The organism is Streptomyces nanshensis, from assembly GCF_001751255.1.
GTDB lineage: Bacteria > Actinomycetota > Actinomycetes > Streptomycetales > Streptomycetaceae > Streptomyces > Streptomyces nanshensis_A.
In genome coordinates this window covers 1-16,023 of record NZ_LJGW01000399.1, presented here as the reverse complement: position 1 = coordinate 16,023, position 16,023 = coordinate 1, and the positions used below count along the sequence as shown (strand labels likewise).

Here is a 16,023-nt window from a genome sequence, read left to right as displayed (position 1 = left end):
TTACCGTTGCCACCGCCGTTGCCGTCGCGGCGCTGGTGCCGCTGGTCGCGCTGATCACGCGGCTCACGGTCCCGCTGCTCGCGGTCGCGCTGCTCCCGCTCCTCGCGGCGCTGCTCCCGGCGCAGCTCCCGCTGCACCTCGACCTCGACCTCGGCGGCCAGGGTCTCGGCGGCCTCGGCGACGGCGGTCTCCGGGTCGTCCCCGCGTTCACGCGCCGCGCGCGCCGTCAACCGCTCCGATTCCTCGCGCAGTTCGGTCGCACGCTGCTGCGCGCGCTCGAGCTGCCGGGCGAGCCGGGCGGCCTCCCGCTCGGCCTGCTTGGCGGCGTTCGCCGACGACTCGGCCTGGACCTCCGTCAGCGAACGCGCACCGGTGATCCGCGTCACTTCCTCGTCGAAGACGTCGCCGCGTCCGATGATGTGCCGCGAGGCGTCGACGCCCGCGTCCTCCATCAACCGGAAGATCTGCCGCCGCTGGTGCGGCAGCGCGAGCGAGACGACGGTGCCGGAGAGCCCCGCTCGGGCCGTACGCCCCGAGCGGTGCAGATAGTCCTTGTGGTCGCCGGCCGGGTCGACGTTGAGCACCAGGTCGATGTTGTCGACGTGGATGCCGCGCGCCGCGACGTCGGTGGCGACCAGCACGTTGACCTTGCCGTCCTTGAAGTCCGCCATGGTCCGCGTCCGCGCGCCCTGCGTCATCCCGCCGTGCAGCGCCTCCGCGCCGACGCCGCCCTCGCGGAGCTGCTCGGCGACGCGGTCGGCACCGAGCTGGGTGCGCACGAAGATGATCGTGCGGCCCTTGCGGGAGGCGATCGCGCTGGTCAGGGGCGCCTTGTCGCGCGGCTTGACCACCAGTACGTGGTGGCTCATGGTCGTGACCGCGCCCTGCGCCGCGTCCACCTCGTGCACCACGGGGGCGTCCAGGTAGCGCCGTACGAGGGTGTCGATCTCCTTCTCCATCGTGGCGGAGAAGAGCATCCGTTGCCCGCCCTCGGGCAGTTGGTCCATCAGCTCGGTGACCTCGGGCATGAAGCCGAGGTCGGACATCTGGTCGGCCTCGTCGAGGACCGCGGTCTCGACGTTCTCCAGCGAGCAGGAGCCCCGGCCGATCAGGTCGCGGAGCCGGCCCGGGGTGGCGACGAGGATGTCGACGCCGCGCTCCAGGGCCGTGATCTGGTTCGCCATGGACGTACCGCCGCAGACGACCTTCAGCTTGAGCCCGAGCACGTCGCCGTACGGCTGGAGCGCGTCCGAGACCTGCATGGCCAGCTCACGCGTGGGCGTGAGGATGACGCCTCGGGGACGCTTGCGCTCGGTACGGGCGCCCTGGAGACGGGTGAGCAGCGGCAGCCCGAAGGAGAGGGTCTTGCCGGAGCCGGTACGGCCGCGGCCGAGGATGTCCTTGCCCTGCAGCGCGTCCGGGATGGTGGCCGCCTGGATGGGGAAGGGGATGGTGACGCCGTTCTGCGCGAGCTTGCGCACCACGGGCTCGGCCAGCCCGAGATCGGCGAAGGTGACGGTGTCCTCGTCCTCGGGCAGGACAGCGTCGATCGGGACAACAGACATGCGAAATGCGAACCTTCCGGAGTTCAGCAGCACGCGCCCAGACTCCGTGAATTCGCAAAAGACCGCCTCTGTGCGGTCAGCCACGGCTGTGAGAAACGCGCCACGCGGCGCGCTCTGCAAGGCGCCGGGCAAATGGGATCAAACGATCAACCAGCATACGCACGTTGCGGCAGCGGGCGCAAATGAGTTCCACGGAGCTCCCGTGACCCTCACGGCACGGCCCGCCGCTGGTGGCGGCGTGGGCGGCCGGGTGCGTCGGCGTCCGCCGGTACGGGAGTGGCCTTCGGCACACTTGCGGTCCGTCCGACACTGCGGCGGATCGTACGGGGAAGCGTACGCGGGTGCGCGGACGGTCGGGCGCCGCCCTCCGCGAACTGGCCCGCCCCGTACGGGAGTCGGCGCCTCGGGACGGGCGGGCTCCCGTACAGGGCTCTGCCCGGAGGCGTACCGCCGGGACCTGCGGACTCTCAACTCCCGTACGCGCAAGGGCAGTCGGGTGGCGACGGCACCCTCGTACGGACGAGACGTACGTGGGGCGGGGCCGGCGACGGCGCACGGCAGCGCCCGACGGCGCGGGATTCGGCGGACGAGCCCGCGCCCCGGCCCCGTGAGGCGCCGGACGGATCAGCCCAACACGCCCCGCGCCACGGCGAATCCGACCGCCGAGGCGCCCAGCGCGACCAGTACCGACGCGGCCGCGTTCGCCGCCGCCAGCGCCGCGCGCCCGTTCTCGGCGAGCCGGAGCGTCTCGTACGAGAACGTCGAGTACGTCGTGAGCGCCCCGCACAGCCCCGTCCCCAGCAGCGCCAGCACCGCCGAACCGGCGGCCCCCGCGGCGGCCGCCCCCGTCAGCAGCCCCAGCAGCAGGCTGCCGGCCATGTTGACGGTGAACGTCCCCCAGGGGAAAGCCGATTCGTGCCGTGCCTGCACCGCACGGTCCGTCAGATACCGCAGCGGCGCCCCGAGCATCCCGCCCACCGCCACCAGCAGCCACGTCACCGCTCGCGCACCTCCTGCGCCTCCCGCTCCTCACGCGCTTCCAGCAGCGCGCGCGTGACCGCGGCGCCCGCCCACACCGCGGCGATCGCGGCCAGCAGCGTCCCCGCCAGATAGGCCGCGGCGACCAGGGCGGCGTGCGGGGCGTGCGGACCCGCGCGCAGCAGACCCAGCGCATCGGACGCGTACGTCGAGAAGGTCGTGAAGCCGCCCAGCACGCCCACGCCCAGGAACGGCCGCAGCAGCGCGGGCGCACGGGCGTCGCGGCCGTCCTCGGCGACGAGGGCCATCAGCACGCCGATCAGCGCACAGCCGGAGACGTTGACCACGAAGATCCCCCACGGGAAGCCCGCGGGGCCGCGGGCGGGCAGCCACAGCGACAGCGCGTAGCGGGCGACGGCGCCCAGCGCGCCGCCCGCGCCGATGACGGCGAGGACCAGCAGCCCGTGACGTCCGGCGGCCTCGGCCCGCTGCGCGGGTACGTGAAGATCGACGTCGGGGTCGACGGGCCCCTGCTCGGGCCCGTGATGCCCGTGTACGTGGCTGTGCGCGTAACTGTGCGCGTGGCTGTGGTGATGCCCGTGGCCGGGCTCGCCGTCCGGCCCGTGACCGGCGCTCACCCGTACCCCAGCTCGTGCAGCCGCTCGTCGTCGATGCCGAAGTGGTGGGCGATCTCGTGGACGACCGTCACCTCCACCTCTGCGACGACGCCCTCGCGACCGCCGTCCTCGCCGTCCACCATGCGCAGCGTCGGCCCCCGGTAGACCGTGATCCGGTCCGGCAGCACGCCCGCGTACCACTCGCCCCGCTCGGTCAGCGGCGTCCCCTCGTAGAGGCCGAGCAGATCCGGGTCGTCGGCCGGGGGCTCGTCCTCGACGAAGACGGCGACGTTGTCCATCAGCCTCGTCAGCTCGGGCGGAATACGGTCGAGCGCCTCGGCCACCAGCTCCTCGAAGTCCTCGCGCGTCATCTCCAGCACCCGGCCATTGTCGGCCACGGATTCCGTGCGCCGCACAGGTCGCCCACTTCTCGCCGCACAGGCCGTCCCGTAGGTCGTCGCATAGGTCGCCTACCGGACGGGCATAGGGGGCCTCATGGCCCGCGACGCCAGGAAGCCCCGTAAACCGCTCGCTCTGCCGCAATGGGTACGCAAACTTCCGCCCGTCCCCTCCCTCCGGTCCCTCCGGTCCGCCCTGCGTCGCTCGCGTCTCCTCCGCCGGCGCGGAGCACGGGACGCCGCCGCCCCGTCCGCACCGCTCGCGGTCCCGCCCGCCCCGCGCCCGTACGTCCGCGCGCTCGGCCTCGCCGCGACAGCTCTGGTGGGCGCCTGGCTGGGCCTGCTGATCGTCGGCAGCGTCGACGCCCCCGTGGGTCCCATGGACACCAAGATGGCGCTGCGGCCCTCCCTCACGGGCGGCACCAAGGTCAACGTCTCGCCCCTGGGCGCCCTGGAGTTGCGCAGCCACGCCGCTCCCCTCCGCCTCGACGTGGACGTCGACCAACTCGACCAGGAACGTGCCTCCGCCCTCGTCGACCACCCGGAACGGCTGGAGGGGCTGGAGGGCGAGATCACCTCCGACGTACAGGCCGGCGCCGGCGATCTCGCGCTGCGCTCCGCCGTCGCCGTGGTCGTCGGAGCGGGGGCGCTCGGCCTCGCCGTCTACCGGCGCCCGCGCCGCGCACTCGCGGCGAGCGGCCTCGCGCTCGCGCTGCTCGCCGCCTCCGGGACGACGGCGTACGCGACGTGGAACCCCAAGTCCGTCCTCGAACCGAAGTTCTCGGGGCTGCTGGCCGGCGCGCCCTCGGTCGTCGGCAACGCGCGCAGCATCGTCGCCGACTTCGACGTCTACCAACGGGAACTGGCCCGGCTCGTCACCAACGTGACCAAGCTCTACGAGGCCACCTCCACCCTCCCCGCGTACCAGCCGGACCCGTCCACGACCCGCGTCCTGCACGTCTCCGACATCCACCTCAACCCGGCCGCGTGGCAGATCATCAAGTCGCTCGTCGACCAGTACGACATCGACGTGATCATCGACACCGGCGACACGATGGACCACGGCACGAGCGCGGAGAACGGCTTCCTCGACCCCGTACGCGACCTGGGCGCCCCGTACGTCTGGGTGCGCGGCAACCATGACTCGGACGAGACGCAGAAGGCCGTGGAGAAACTGGCCAAGGAGAAGGGCAGCGACGTCCACGTGCTCGACGAGGGCGTCGCCCGCAATGTCGCCGGGCTGCGCCTGGCCGGCTGGGGCGATCCGCAGTTCACCCCGGACCGCTCCGTCAAGCCCCAGGGCGACCCGCGCGAACGCAAGGACGGGCGCCGCCTGGCGCTCGCCCTGCGCGCCCAGCGCTCCGCGGGCACCCCGGTCGACATCGCCATCGGCCACAACCCCGTCCTGGTGAAGGAGACCGACGGCCTCGTACCGCTCGCCCTCGCCGGCCACACCCACGAACGCAGCCACGAGACGCTGCCGCACAAGACCCGCCTGATGATCCAGGGCTCCACGGGCGGCGGCGGACTGCGCGCGGTGGAGGGGGAGAAGCCGCAGAAGGTCTCCGCGTCCGTCCTGTATCTGGACCGGGACGACGGGGGACTCCAGGCCTGGGACGAGATCACCCTGGGCGGTCTCGGCCTGACCACGGCGGAGGTCACCCGCCACCTCGCCGGAGACGAGCCGGACTCCCCGCCCTCCGAGAGTCCTTCCCCGTCCCCGCCGTCCCCGTCGTCCTCGTCGTCCACGAAGACACCGTCGTCGCCCCCGCCCTCCGGGGGCCCGTCCCCCGGGACGTCGGGCTCCCCGTAACCGTTTTGGCGAACGCTGGGCTATCCCATATGCTTCTCACGTCCCCGACGCGCTGGCTAGTGAAGCGCCCAGGTGGGCCATCAGCCCTCATCGTCTAGTGGCCCAGGACGCCGCCCTTTCAAGGCGGTAGCACGGGTTCGAATCCCGTTGGGGGCACGCACCACACTGTGCGAGACTTGTGCTCGCGCGATGCTTGGTCCTGTGGAGCAGTTTGGAGTGCTCGCCACCCTGTCAAGGTGGAGGCCGCGGGTTCAAATCCCGTCAGGACCGCTGCGGCTGGGTAGCTCAGTTGGTACGAGCGTCCGCCTGAAAAGCGGAAGGTCGCCGGTTCGACCCCGGCCCCAGCCACCGCAGTTGAACAGCAGAAAGGCCCTGACGGGTTATCCGTCAGGGCCTTTCTGCTGCACGTGTACGCCAACGCGTACGCCGCCGTCGACGCACAACGGTCACGGTGCGGCACTCATCTCATCGGCGCCGCCGCGCAGGGCAAGCCCTGCTGATGTTGTATGAGGTGTAGGCAGCCGCAGCTGCCACACGGTCAGCTGCGCCAGGAACCTCGGTGTACGGCGTGGAGTTGTAGAGCGTGGCCGTGAGTGGAGGAGCGGACGTGCCCAGCAGGGTCGGCTGACCTCTCGTAGGCCGCTGACAACGGCTGATCCAACACGCGCAAGGGACGGCCCCAACTCGAGGGCTGCTCCTTCACGTTGGGGGATCGCGCGCTAGCTTGCTGCCTCACGCTTGGCTTGAGGGTCCTGGGCCTCCAGACCGCCCGTGCTGAGTTGCAGCTCTCGTAGCCGAACGGTCACGCGGCGGGCGGTGAGCATGAGCCCGAGGATTGGGGCGCCGAAGATGAGCGGACCGACCACCCACAGCAGCCTGGAGCCGCCGTAGCCGGTCTCCGCGCCCGCGCCCGTAGCGAGCAGCGCGGCGGCGAGGAGAGCCGCGGTGAGCCCTGCGGTCACGGGGCGGAAGCTACCGGGGTGCCAGATGGCATAGGGGCCGACTGCGTACACGGGCCGGGCTGCCTCGTAGGGACTCTCCGGGGCCGCCTCCGAGGTCAGGCCGGGGCCGTGGAGTCCGCCTGAGACCTCCCCGTACACGTAGCGGAGGTCGTCCGGACGGTCGTCCAGGACCAGCACCGCGCTACTCACGCGCGCCGGATCGTCCGGGGCGGCGGTCTCGTCCGAGGCTGCAGCCTGATCCGGGGCGGGGGTCTGCCAGTACAACCGCCCGGTCCGTCCCACCAACTCCGCGGCCAGCACCTGCGGTTCCAGGCAACGGTCCACGAAGAAGTCCTGGGTCTCCTCACCCGAGGTGAGGCGCAGTGCGGGGCACGGACTGCTGCGGTCCCAACCGCCCTTCACCTTCGAGTTGCGCCGCAGATGCCGCCCGGCGGTGACCGTGGCCACCCGCACGCGGGCGCGCCGGACGCGGTCCCGCGCGTCCTGGAAGGAGGCGGCCAGCGGCTGGGAGTTCCTGGTGAACAGACCGACCGCGGCGTACCCGAGTACGGACAGTCCGATGATGGCCAGCGCGACATAGCCGAGCGTGGAAGGACCTCCCTGGATGAGCGCCTTCAGGTCCCGCTCCGGCCCCAGGATGGCGCCGCGCTGTGGGGCGTCCGGAGAATACAGGCCCCACACCAGATCACCTGCCTTGGCGGGCTGCCGCAGCTCCACCTCGCCCTGCATCCGCGACTGTTCATCGCGCTCTGTGTCCCCTTCAGCGGGCGTGACAGAGACGTGCGAGCGAAACCGGACTTTGCTCTGGTCCTCATACCTCCGGACGTCGTGGACCTCCACGATTTCGACGGGAGCGATGGTGGGGTCGCCCGCACGGATGCGCAGGAGCTCTTCCGTGGCCGACTCCGCGGACGTAACGGCCAGCAGGGACGTAACGGAGAGCACCAGCACAGCGATGCACGCACCGGTAACCCGCCGCCGCGGCCACCAGTACCGCACCCGGTCACCACCGCCGCCACTGGCGGCGGCCCCGCGCACCCGGACAACCCAGTACCCGGAAGCGGCGGCCACCACCAGCAAGCAGGCCAGCAAGTCCCAGCGGGGATACGGCGCCACCATCCGTACCAGCAGGCATGCGGCGAAGGCGAGCACGCCCAGCCATCCCACCACCGTGGCAGCCCGGAGCCTCCAGTCGCGTTGGATCACCCGAAGTCGTCCCTCATCTTGTCCTGTGCGCTCTTGTGCTGCGCGCCCGTACTCCCAGCCGCGGAGTCCTTGTCGTCCCCGTACTGCGCGTTCCCTTGAACCACCTCGTTCACCGAGTTGGCCGCACCGTAGCTGATCCCGTTCAAGGGTCCTTCGATGGAGAGGTGCGGGCTATCCCTGTGGGCGGGCATCTGTGTGTTCGCCCCATGGGCCGCCGCCCCGCCGGCCGCACCGCCCGCCGCGTTGAAGAGGGCGTTCCACCCGGCGCCGTCCAGGCCGGGGCCCTCTCCGCGCGCTGAGTTGACCCCGTCCACGGCCAGGCCGCCCGAGACGTTGCCGGCGACGCCACCGGCCATATTGCCCGCGAGACCGCCGACCTTCTTCGTGACGGCGAGGCCCGGACCGGTGCCCACTCCCGCGGAAAGACCGCCCTGCCAAGCTGCTTCCGCCAGGTCGACGTCCTGCCCCGTGGCGGTCTTGGAAATGACCGTTGCGCCCGTGTTGCTGGCCCAGTTCACCAGCACGTTCTTGATGAACCGCTGCCCGCGCATCGCCTGAGCGACGGTGCGGAACGACTGCGCGATCCGCGTCAGGATCTGCCCGAGTCGTCCGGCCAACTGCGTGGCCCGCGCCGCGAGTTGCGCGGCCCGTGCGGCACCGGCCGCCGCCGAGAAGCCCACGGTCACGAACGACAGGGCCACCGAGACGCCAACCGAGACCCCGATCTCCAGATAGATCTGGTGGATCTGATCGTTGATGTCCTCGATGCTGTCGGCGGCGTCGTTGAGGTGTTTCGCCGCGTTGTCGCACTGCGGAGTTGTGTCCTCGACGGCCTTCTTCAGCTCTTGCCAGTGCTTGTCGAAGGCGTCCGCGGAAGGACCGGTCCAGGCGCCGGCGCCTTTCACCCGCCGCCAGTCCCGGTCGAGGTCCGTGACCATCTTGTCGAGGGCGGCGCCAATCGCCTTCCAGGCGGTGGCAGCCTCACGGAGCTTGCCTGGGTCGCCGCCCGGGTTGATCAGTTCAAGTCCGGCTTCGTATACCTTCTCGGCTGCTGATTCTTCCCCCACGGCTCACTTCGCCTTGAAGATGCCGGAGAGCGCCTCGTCGGCAGCCTCTGTGTTCTTCGCATTCTGCTTGATGCCGTCGGCGATCTTGTCGAGATGCTTCTGCAACCCCTCGACAGTCTTCTCCATGTCCCCCGACAGCTCGATGTAAGCCGAGGTGACCTCTTCGGACTCGGTCATGATGCCGAAGCCGTCGTGAATGGCCTCAGCGTCCGTCTTCGGCTTGAACTTGGCGAGTGCTTCCCCGAGTTCCTGGGCCCGCTGCTCGAAGGACTTGGCGAACTTGGCCATTTCGCCCGGATCGATATGGAAGCCCGACATCCCTGCCCCCGTTCCCGGCCCTCCGCTGGGCCGTCATAGCTCATACGCCCGCCGACGGGAACGGACGTTCCATACTCACGCAACTGTATCGGGATTCGGTTGCATGGCGAACGCTCGCTCGGATCAGGGCACTTGACGATGCTGAGCGGTCGCTCCGCGCTTACTCCGTCGACTTTCTGTCCACGACCAAACGCAAGCCCTGCCCATCACTCGGCCTTAACTGAGCCGTGCGGGCATCCGCCAGCGGGCGTGTCAGCGCCACCGCCCTGGATTGCAACAGAGGTACCTCACGTCGGTGCGCACCCGAGAACTGCTACCGACCCGCAGTGGTGCGCGTTGCACTCACCCGCACCCCCGGCATGAGCCACCGCTCGGACCCTGACTGACACTTCACATCGAGCGTGCTCACAAGGTGTGTCAGAGCACGGCGGTAGGGGGGAGAGAAGCGCGACCGACGAAGCGCTGTGTACGCCAACCCGTACGCCAACGGCAGCAGCCGACAAAGAACAGCACCGCATCCCGGATGCCGTGCCACCAGTGCCTTTCGCCCTCTGTCACCGCCTGAAAATCTGTCACCGCCTGAAAGCCGAAGGTCGCCGGTTCGACCCCGGCCCCAGCCACCGCAGTTGAACAACGAGAAGCCCCTGTCGAGATCGCTCGGTAGGGGCTTTTTCGTGCCGGATGACGCCAGTTCTGACGCCAACGGCAGCGATCCGCTACAGCAAGGTGCCTTCCAGACGTCCGAGGGCTTTCCGCTGTTCATCCAACGAGGCGTGGGCGTAGACCTGCATTGTGATCTCCATCCCGCTGTGGCCAGCGATCTGCTGCACGATGTGCGGCGGCACCGCAGATCGAGCAGCAGCGTGATGCAGGAGCGCCGTAGGTCGAGAAATCGAGCGTCGAGCCCGAGCGGATACCAGCTACGCCGCAGGTTGTCCGGCTCCAGCGGTGTGCCGACCCGCGACGTGAAGACGAGGCCGTGCTCCTTCCACTCGTCTCCCAGCCGCGGCCCGCTCCTACGCTTCCCGCTCCGCGGTGCTCCATCAGAGCCCGCCCCACGAGGGGCGCAAGCGGGACCGTGCGGACGGAGGAGCGTGTCTTGGGACGGACCAACTGGAGTTCCCCGCGGACCCGTTGCAGGGATCGCTCAACAATGAGCGTGCCGCGCTCGTAATCGATCGCCTCCCGGAGTAGCCCCGGCGACTCACCGCGCCGCATCCCCATCGCGGCCGTAACCTCGAAACGGCTGAGGCAAAGTGCAGCCACTCCTGCAACTCTGCTCAGGCGTTGCTACAGGCTTCAAGGAATCGCTTCCGGTCCTCCTCTGTCTCGTGTGCCCGACGGCTGGCGAGCAGAACGTGCCAGGCGGTGGTTTCGGCGTCACGCAGCCACAGCCTCCCGTGATATCGGCCGGTCCCGATGAATGGGTCGTGATCCAGGGCACAGCCGATCACTTCGGCCACGGCGTCACGCTGCTGATCGTCGACCTCTTCCAAGAAGCTGAGCACGCGACCGGCAATGCCCGCCTCGTTTCCGTCGATCAGGTAACTAAAGAACAGGCCACCTGCATTGGCAGGGTGAATGTTCCAGGCGGCTCGACCACCCGCGTCCTTCAAAGAGGCCCAAAACTGGCGTCCTTCAGAGGTACCCGGCAGCGGGAGCACAGCGAAAAGGTCGACCAGATGACCGTTAGCGGCCTGGTTGTACGCGACGTCGCAGGCTGTCGCGGCAGCAATCTTCACAACGTGCCCGGTGTTCAGCCCTCCGTCCTCGGGCCAATCAAGTGGAGTGTTGAATTTGTCCACGACGTGCTGAGCAAGTTCGTCTTCCTCTTGCAGGTGTCGCCGGACGATCACAAGTTCCCCCAGTTCAGCGCCACATGACACACAGCCGGCTCTCTCCGGCAGTCAGCCTGCCCGCCAAGTCGGCGACCTACTGCGACGTGTTAACAACGTCTGGAAACCTCCGCGCCGATGGCTTGATGGACGTCAGATCACCAGCGAATCTACACACCGCTGACGGCACACTGTGCTCTACAGCGCTCCGCCGTTGTCCTGGTCAGCGACAAGGATTGGGATTCTGTTGGCCCGCAGCTACCGATCACCGTCATGCTTCTTGGGTGGTGATCTCATTACGGCAGCAGCGCGAGGCTCCGCGAGGCAGGCACACCCCCAAGCTGTGGTCCGTCTGGATCGTGGCACCGCTGGCTCTGCTGGTGGTCGCTGCTCTGAGCCTCGTCGTCTTCCACTACGTGTACGGACTGCTATCCCACCCGACCAGTACCCAGAAGCCGCGAAAGCCGGTCGACATTAACGATGTCATCAAGACGACCGTGACCGTCCTGACGCTGATGGGTGCCGTCCTCGCTGGCATCTACGCCTACCGGAAGCAGCTCCTCGCCGAAGGCGACGCTCACCGGGCCGACGCCAGCCAGCTCGCCGATCGCTACACCACCGCCGCCGAACAGCTCGGCCATGAACAAGCCGCCGTACGACTCGCTGGCGTCTACGCGCTCGCCCGCCTAGCCGATGACTGGGAAGAGCAACGCCAGGTCTGCATAGACGTCTTGTGCGCGTACCTACGCATGCCCTACCAACCTGATCCATCTGCAGAAGGACACAAGATCGGTGAGCGAGAGGTACGCCTGACCGTCATCAGCATCATCCGCGACCACCTGCGCCACCCGGACGCCACCACCGCCTGGTCCACGTACGCCCTCGACTTCACTGGCGCGACCCTCGACGGCGGCGATTTCTCGCAATGCCACTTCCGAGGTCCGGTCTCCTTCAACAACGCCACCCTCAGCGGCGGCGAAGTCCGCTTCGGCAACGCTTCGATCGGAGAGGGCACGGTCTCGTTCGAAGGTGCCACGATCAGAAGCGGCGTTGACATCGAGTGGGGCCCTCTTCCACAGCCACCACGGGCATAAGTTCAGGCCGTGCCCTGAGCGACTTCGGGCCCATGCCACGAACCCGGCCGACATCCCCGTGGCGTACGCCAACTCATACGCCAACAACGGCAGGCAACAGCGACTCCGCCACATCGCTGATGTCGGACACCCTGTGCTCCTGTACATCTCGGTCACGGCCTGAAAAGCGGAAGGTCGCCGGTTCGACCCCGGCCCCAGCCACCGCAGTTGAACAGCGAGAAGCCCTCGTCGAGACTGATCGGCGGGGGCTTCTTGGTTCCCTACGGCGGGAGGGGAATGAGCGTGCTCGTATTCGTGCTGGTCGGCGTTCTCGTGCTCGTCGTCGGAGGGTGTGTCTGCGTGGTGTGGGCGGCGCGGGGCGGACCGCGCTGGGTGCGTGGGGTGGCCCTTGCGACGCAGGCGGCGGGCGAGTTGGTGCGGCTGTCGGGGCGCAGGGGCAGAAGGCCGGGCTCGGATCGGCTCGGCAGTGACTCGGACGCCTGACCTGATGGTGGCCGGGAGCAGCGGCGACGATCCGCAGGTGAGCGACGTGATCGCTGCGGAGTACGAGACTTTGACGCCGGAATGCCGGGCCGATCCCGGGCGGTTGGGCGGTTTCCTCGCGCCGGACTTTCATGAGTTCGGGGCCTCCGGCGCCGAGTTCGGGGTCGAAGGGACCGCGGAACGCGTCGCCGCGTATACCGATCCGGAGGGTGAGGCGATCCGCGTGGAGCGCATGCGTGGGTTCCGGCTGGCCGACGGGCTGGTGATGGTGAAGTACACCTCGGAGAACAACGGCCGCCGGGCGCACCGGACTTCGCTGTGGCGGCGGGTGGCTCCGGGCAGGTGGCAGATGTTCCATCACCAAGGGACGCCCACCGTGGACTCACGGACACGGCCCGATTAACAGGCACCGGGCGCATCGCGGATCCCCGCGGACCCCGCCGTCCCCGTACAGCTCGCGCGGGTCAGGTCACCAGGCCCTGGCGGTAGGCGTAGACGACCGCCTGGACGCGGTCGCGGAGGTCGAGCTTCGTGAGGATGCGGGAGACGAAGGTCTTCACCGTCTCCTGGCTGATCTGGAGGGCGCCGGCGATCTCGCTGTTGGAGAGGCCGTCCGCGATGAGGCGGAGGACCTCCAGTTCGCGCGGGGTGAGCGGGATGTCCCGCGGGGCGTCCTCGGCGGGGCGGATGCGGGCCGCGTACTTGCCCACGAGGCGGCGGGTGACCTCCGGGTCGAGCAGGGCCGCGCCCAGGGCCACCGTCCGTATGCCGTGCAGGAGTTGGGCCGGCGGTGCGTCCTTGAGGAGGAAGCCGCTGGCTCCGGCGCGCAGCGCCTCGTAGACGTACTCGTCCAGGTTGAACGTGGTGACCACCAGCACCTTGACGGGGTGTTCCACGCCCGCGCCGGCCAGCAGGCGGGTGGCCTCCAGGCCGTCGAGCACCGGCATGCGGATGTCCATCACCACGACGTCCGGGCGCAGTCGGGCCGCGAGGTCGACCGCGGCCCGGCCGTCGCCGCACTCGCCCGCCACTTCGAGGTCGGGCTGCGCGTCGACGATCGTGGCCAGTCCCGTACGGATCAGCACCTGGTCGTCGCAGATCAGGACCCGGGTCGGTGCCGTCACGAGGGGCTCCCGGCGGCGGGTATCCGGGCCCGTACGACGAAGTCCCCGCCCGCGGAGCGGCCCGCGCTGAAGTCGCCGTCCAGGACGTCGACGCGTTCGCGGAGGCCGGCGAGGCCGCGGCCGCTGCCGACCGGGAAGCCGTTCCTCGCCGCGGCCCCGGCCCCGGCCCCGGCCCCGGTTCCGGCACCGGCACCGGCACCGGTCTCCGTGTCCGGCGCCCGCCTGCCGGCCCCGTCCGTGCTGACCTCCACGGTGATCTCCCTTTCGCCGTGGCGCACCCGTACCGAAGTGCGGCTGCCGTGCGCGTACTTGAGGGCGTTCGTCAGCGCCTCCTGCACCACCCGGTAGGCCACCAGGCCCGCGCTGCCGGACGGTTCGGCCGGAGCGCCCTCCTCGGTGAACTCCACCGGCTGCCCGGCCCGGCGGGTCTGTTCGACGAGGGTGACGAACCGGCCCACGGTGGGCGTCCGTTCGTCGGTGCCGTGGTCGGGCTGGAGCAGGTCGAGCAGGCGCCGCAGATCGGTGACGGCACGCCGCCCGGTGTCGCTGACGGCGGTCAGCGCCTGGTCGAGCCGGTCCGGGGCGGCGGTCAGATAGCGCGCCGCCTCGGCCTGTACGACCATCGCCGTGACGTGGTGGGTCACCACGTCGTGCAGTTCGCGGGCGATACGGGTGCGTTCGGCGGCGCGGGTGTCCTCGGCGACGCGGCGGCGGCGTTCGGCCTCCGCGATCCGCGTGGAGCGCAGCCATGCTCCGACGGCCCAGGCGAGGGCCAGCGCCAGATAGAACGTCACGAACTCGACCACGGGTTCGCCCGTACCGAGCCGCGCACCGATCTGGTGGAGCGCCACCGCCAGCGGTACGTACGCGGCGGAGAAGGCGACCGCGGTCTCGCGCCGGCGCCGTTCCAGATAGGCGCCCACGCTCAGCAGCGCGATGGGCAGCGCGGTGCCCGCGAGCGAGTGGTAGCCGCGGAGTTGGTCGACGGCGAAGCCGAGCGAGACCAGCGCGAGCGAGACGACCGGCAGCCGCCGGCGCACCGCGAGCGGGAGGCTTTCGAGGGCGACCGCCGCGAAGGCCAGCGCGTCGAAGGGACGGGCCGGGAGGTTGCCGAGCTGGGTGCCGTGGGTCTGGAACGCCGGCAGATACGACGCGAGAAGGATCAGCAGTCCGAGCGTGAGGTCCCGGACCGTGACGTCCAGCCGCCGCCACAGGTCCGGGAGCCGCCGAAGACCGATCACCGGGGAAGTGTAGTGCGGGCGTCGGACAGTTCGGCCTGCTCGGTGCGCCGCCTGCGGGGGACCAGATTGCCGCGGCGGCGGGCGAGCCACAGGAAGGCGACGGTGGCCAGCACGCAGAACACCACTGCGTACACGCTGCCTTCGGGGCCGAACTCGCCGCCGGTGATCAGCGACGGGCCCGACATCGTGGAGTCCAGCAGGCCCTTGGAGGCGCCGTTGCCCGAGACCTCGGTGCTGAAGATCCCGCCGGCGGCGAAGTTCCAGCCGAAGTGCAGGCCGATCGGGACCCACAGGGTGCGGGTGGCGACGTACGCGGCGGTGAGCATGCCCCCGGCCTCGATCGCGACGGCGACGGCGCCCCACACCCCGGCGTGCGGGTTGGGCAGATGGGCCAGGCCGAACAGCGTGCCGGTCAGCGCGAGCGCGATCCAGGTGCCGAGACGTTCCTCGACGATGCGGAACAGGACGCCGCGGAAGAGGAGTTCCTCCGTCACCGCGGCGGCGGCCATGAAGCCGAGGAGGCCCACGGCGCCCGTGGCCGAGCCCAGTCCGTCGACCTCGTAACCGCCGAGGAAGGCGATGTTCACGACGACCGCGGCGAACAGCGCGACACCCGCCAGCGTGCCCCGGACGAGCGCGCTCCCGGCGCCCTTGCGTGCCACTTCGGTGGACGGGCGGCGCTCGGTACGCCGTACGACCCATCCGTAGACCGGCACCGCGAGCACGCATGTCAGGAGGCCGACCGCGAACATCGGCCACGGGTCGCCCTTCACCGCCTCGATGCTCCTGCCGCCGAGGAAGGCGACGGCCGCCACGGCCGCGAACTGCCAGACCAGTCTCATGAGGACTCCTTCGCCAGGTCCGCGGACAGGGCGCCGCGGGCTGACCGGAACGCTATGGATCCGGCGGCCCGTAATCGTCACCGTGCGGTGGACACCTGCGCGTAGCTCGCGCGGGGGACAGGGTCCGGTACGGAGTCCTCGGGAGGGACGTGGAGAGGTGTGCGGGGGTGTGCGGGGAGCCCGTCCGCCACCGCCCGTGCACTGGTCAACCGGCAGGCGGCACAGCATGATTGGGCCGCCGCGCGAGCCCGCGCAGGCTCCGGGGGACGACCACGAGGGGAACACATCCATGAAGCTGTCCGGGCGCTACAGATCCGCGGCACGCGCCGCCACCACCGCCACCTCCGCCACAACAACCACCCGTGCCACCGGCACCCGTACGACCACCACCCGTACCGGCGCTCGTAGCGCCACCCGTACCGCCGCCGTCGTCGCCGCGGCCGCGCTCACGGCGCTCACGGCGCTCGCGCTCACGGGTGC

At 70.1% G+C, this 16,023-nt stretch carries 16 protein-coding genes and 3 tRNA genes; 9 read left to right on the top strand and 10 right to left on the bottom strand.

All coding sequences use genetic code 11. The features are described 5' to 3' along the window. The 4 genes from AN218_RS25010 to AN218_RS24995 form a co-directional block, all read right to left on the bottom strand. Nucleotides 1-1,565: DEAD/DEAH box helicase (locus tag AN218_RS25010; RefSeq protein WP_070019184.1), on the bottom strand; the 1,565-nt coding region annotated here is incomplete at its 3' end. Between the two features lie 624 nt (nucleotides 1,566-2,189). After that, complete coding sequence (crcB, locus tag AN218_RS25005; protein WP_070019183.1) at nucleotides 2,190-2,564, bottom strand: fluoride efflux transporter CrcB; 375 nt, start codon at nucleotides 2,562-2,564, stop codon at nucleotides 2,190-2,192. Further along, complete coding sequence (locus AN218_RS25000; RefSeq protein WP_079132558.1) at nucleotides 2,561-3,181, bottom strand: fluoride efflux transporter FluC; 621 nt, start codon at nucleotides 3,179-3,181, stop codon at nucleotides 2,561-2,563. Before AN218_RS25000 ends, crcB begins: the two co-directional genes overlap by 4 nt. Further along, nucleotides 3,178-3,540, bottom strand: a complete 363-nt coding sequence (locus AN218_RS24995; protein WP_070019182.1) for a metallopeptidase family protein — start codon at nucleotides 3,538-3,540, stop codon at nucleotides 3,178-3,180. The genes AN218_RS25000 and AN218_RS24995 overlap by 4 nt, the downstream gene beginning before the upstream one ends. A 115-nt stretch (nucleotides 3,541-3,655) precedes the next feature. On the opposite strand from AN218_RS24995, the gene AN218_RS24990 reads away from it, so the two are divergent. From AN218_RS24990 to AN218_RS24975, 4 genes are all read left to right on the top strand, one after another. Continuing rightward, nucleotides 3,656-5,371: a metallophosphoesterase family protein gene (locus AN218_RS24990; protein WP_079132557.1), complete on the top strand. Its 1,716-nt coding sequence runs from the start codon at nucleotides 3,656-3,658 to the stop codon at nucleotides 5,369-5,371. Between the two features lie 83 nt (nucleotides 5,372-5,454). After that, nucleotides 5,455-5,527: transfer RNA gene (locus tag AN218_RS24985), tRNA-Glu, on the top strand. Nucleotides 5,528-5,566: 39 nt separating this feature from the next. Then, a tRNA-Asp gene (locus AN218_RS24980) sits at nucleotides 5,567-5,641 on the top strand. Nucleotides 5,642-5,645: 4 nt separating this feature from the next. Further along, a tRNA-Phe gene (locus AN218_RS24975) sits at nucleotides 5,646-5,719 on the top strand. 371 nt (nucleotides 5,720-6,090) lie between these two features. Here the strand turns inward: AN218_RS24975 and AN218_RS24970 are convergent. From AN218_RS24970 to AN218_RS24960, 3 genes are read right to left on the bottom strand one after another with little or no spacing between them, the layout of a single operon-like run. Beyond that, a complete protein-coding gene (locus AN218_RS24970; protein ID WP_141747688.1) occupies nucleotides 6,091-7,503 on the bottom strand; it encodes a hypothetical protein in 1,413 nt (470 codons plus the stop codon). A gap of 32 nt (nucleotides 7,504-7,535) precedes the next feature. Then, nucleotides 7,536-8,606, bottom strand: a complete 1,071-nt coding sequence (locus AN218_RS24965; protein ID WP_070019180.1) for a WXG100 family type VII secretion target — start codon at nucleotides 8,604-8,606, stop codon at nucleotides 7,536-7,538. Between the two features lie 3 nt (nucleotides 8,607-8,609). Beyond that, the gene (locus tag AN218_RS24960; protein ID WP_070019179.1) at nucleotides 8,610-8,924 is read right to left on the bottom strand and encodes a WXG100 family type VII secretion target; all 315 of its coding nucleotides are present in this window, start codon (nucleotides 8,922-8,924) and stop codon (nucleotides 8,610-8,612) included. Nucleotides 8,925-10,180: 1,256 nt separating this feature from the next. Here AN218_RS24960 and AN218_RS24955 point away from each other — a divergent pair. From AN218_RS24955 to AN218_RS24940, 4 genes are all read left to right on the top strand, one after another. Continuing rightward, on the top strand, nucleotides 10,181-10,807 hold the full coding sequence (locus AN218_RS24955; protein ID WP_141747687.1) for a hypothetical protein: 627 nt from the start codon (nucleotides 10,181-10,183) through the stop codon (nucleotides 10,805-10,807). Between the two features lie 236 nt (nucleotides 10,808-11,043). Next, a complete protein-coding gene (locus AN218_RS35680; protein WP_070019177.1) occupies nucleotides 11,044-11,853 on the top strand; it encodes a pentapeptide repeat-containing protein in 810 nt (269 codons plus the stop codon). A 276-nt stretch (nucleotides 11,854-12,129) separates the two neighbouring features. Beyond that, a complete protein-coding gene (locus AN218_RS24945; RefSeq protein ID WP_244900680.1) occupies nucleotides 12,130-12,336 on the top strand; it encodes a hypothetical protein in 207 nt (68 codons plus the stop codon). Nucleotides 12,337-12,373: 37 nt separating this feature from the next. Beyond that, complete coding sequence (locus tag AN218_RS24940; RefSeq protein WP_171908785.1) at nucleotides 12,374-12,739, top strand: nuclear transport factor 2 family protein; 366 nt, start codon at nucleotides 12,374-12,376, stop codon at nucleotides 12,737-12,739. A 61-nt stretch (nucleotides 12,740-12,800) separates the two neighbouring features. On the opposite strand, the gene AN218_RS24935 is transcribed toward AN218_RS24940, so the two are convergent. The 3 genes from AN218_RS24935 to AN218_RS38490 are packed head-to-tail and all read right to left on the bottom strand — an operon-like array spanning nucleotide 12,801 to nucleotide 15,543. Further along, on the bottom strand, nucleotides 12,801-13,460 hold the full coding sequence (locus tag AN218_RS24935) for a response regulator (RefSeq protein ID WP_070019176.1): 660 nt from the start codon (nucleotides 13,458-13,460) through the stop codon (nucleotides 12,801-12,803). After that, complete coding sequence (locus AN218_RS38495) at nucleotides 13,457-14,701, bottom strand: sensor histidine kinase (RefSeq protein ID WP_070019175.1); 1,245 nt, start codon at nucleotides 14,699-14,701, stop codon at nucleotides 13,457-13,459. Before AN218_RS38495 ends, AN218_RS24935 begins: the two co-directional genes overlap by 4 nt. Next, nucleotides 14,698-15,543, bottom strand: a complete 846-nt coding sequence (locus tag AN218_RS38490; protein WP_070019174.1) for a CPBP family intramembrane glutamic endopeptidase — start codon at nucleotides 15,541-15,543, stop codon at nucleotides 14,698-14,700. The genes AN218_RS38495 and AN218_RS38490 overlap by 4 nt, the downstream gene beginning before the upstream one ends. A 289-nt stretch (nucleotides 15,544-15,832) precedes the next feature. On the opposite strand from AN218_RS38490, the gene AN218_RS37050 reads away from it, so the two are divergent. After that, nucleotides 15,833-16,023: hypothetical protein (locus AN218_RS37050; protein ID WP_216311801.1), on the top strand; the 191-nt coding region annotated here is incomplete at its 3' end.

What these genes read in the sequence shown, in the direction of transcription:
- AN218_RS24990 (WP_079132557.1), top strand. Translation starts at nt 3,656, where the DNA reads ATGGCCCGCGACGCCAGGAAGCCCCGTAAACCGCTCGCTCTGCCGCAA.
- AN218_RS24960 (WP_070019179.1), bottom strand. Translation starts at nt 8,924, where the DNA reads ATGTCGGGCTTCCATATCGATCCGGGCGAAATGGCCAAGTTCGCCAAG.
- AN218_RS24945 (WP_244900680.1), top strand. Translation starts at nt 12,130, where the DNA reads ATGAGCGTGCTCGTATTCGTGCTGGTCGGCGTTCTCGTGCTCGTCGTC.
- AN218_RS38490 (WP_070019174.1), bottom strand. Translation starts at nt 15,543, where the DNA reads ATGAGACTGGTCTGGCAGTTCGCGGCCGTGGCGGCCGTCGCCTTCCTC.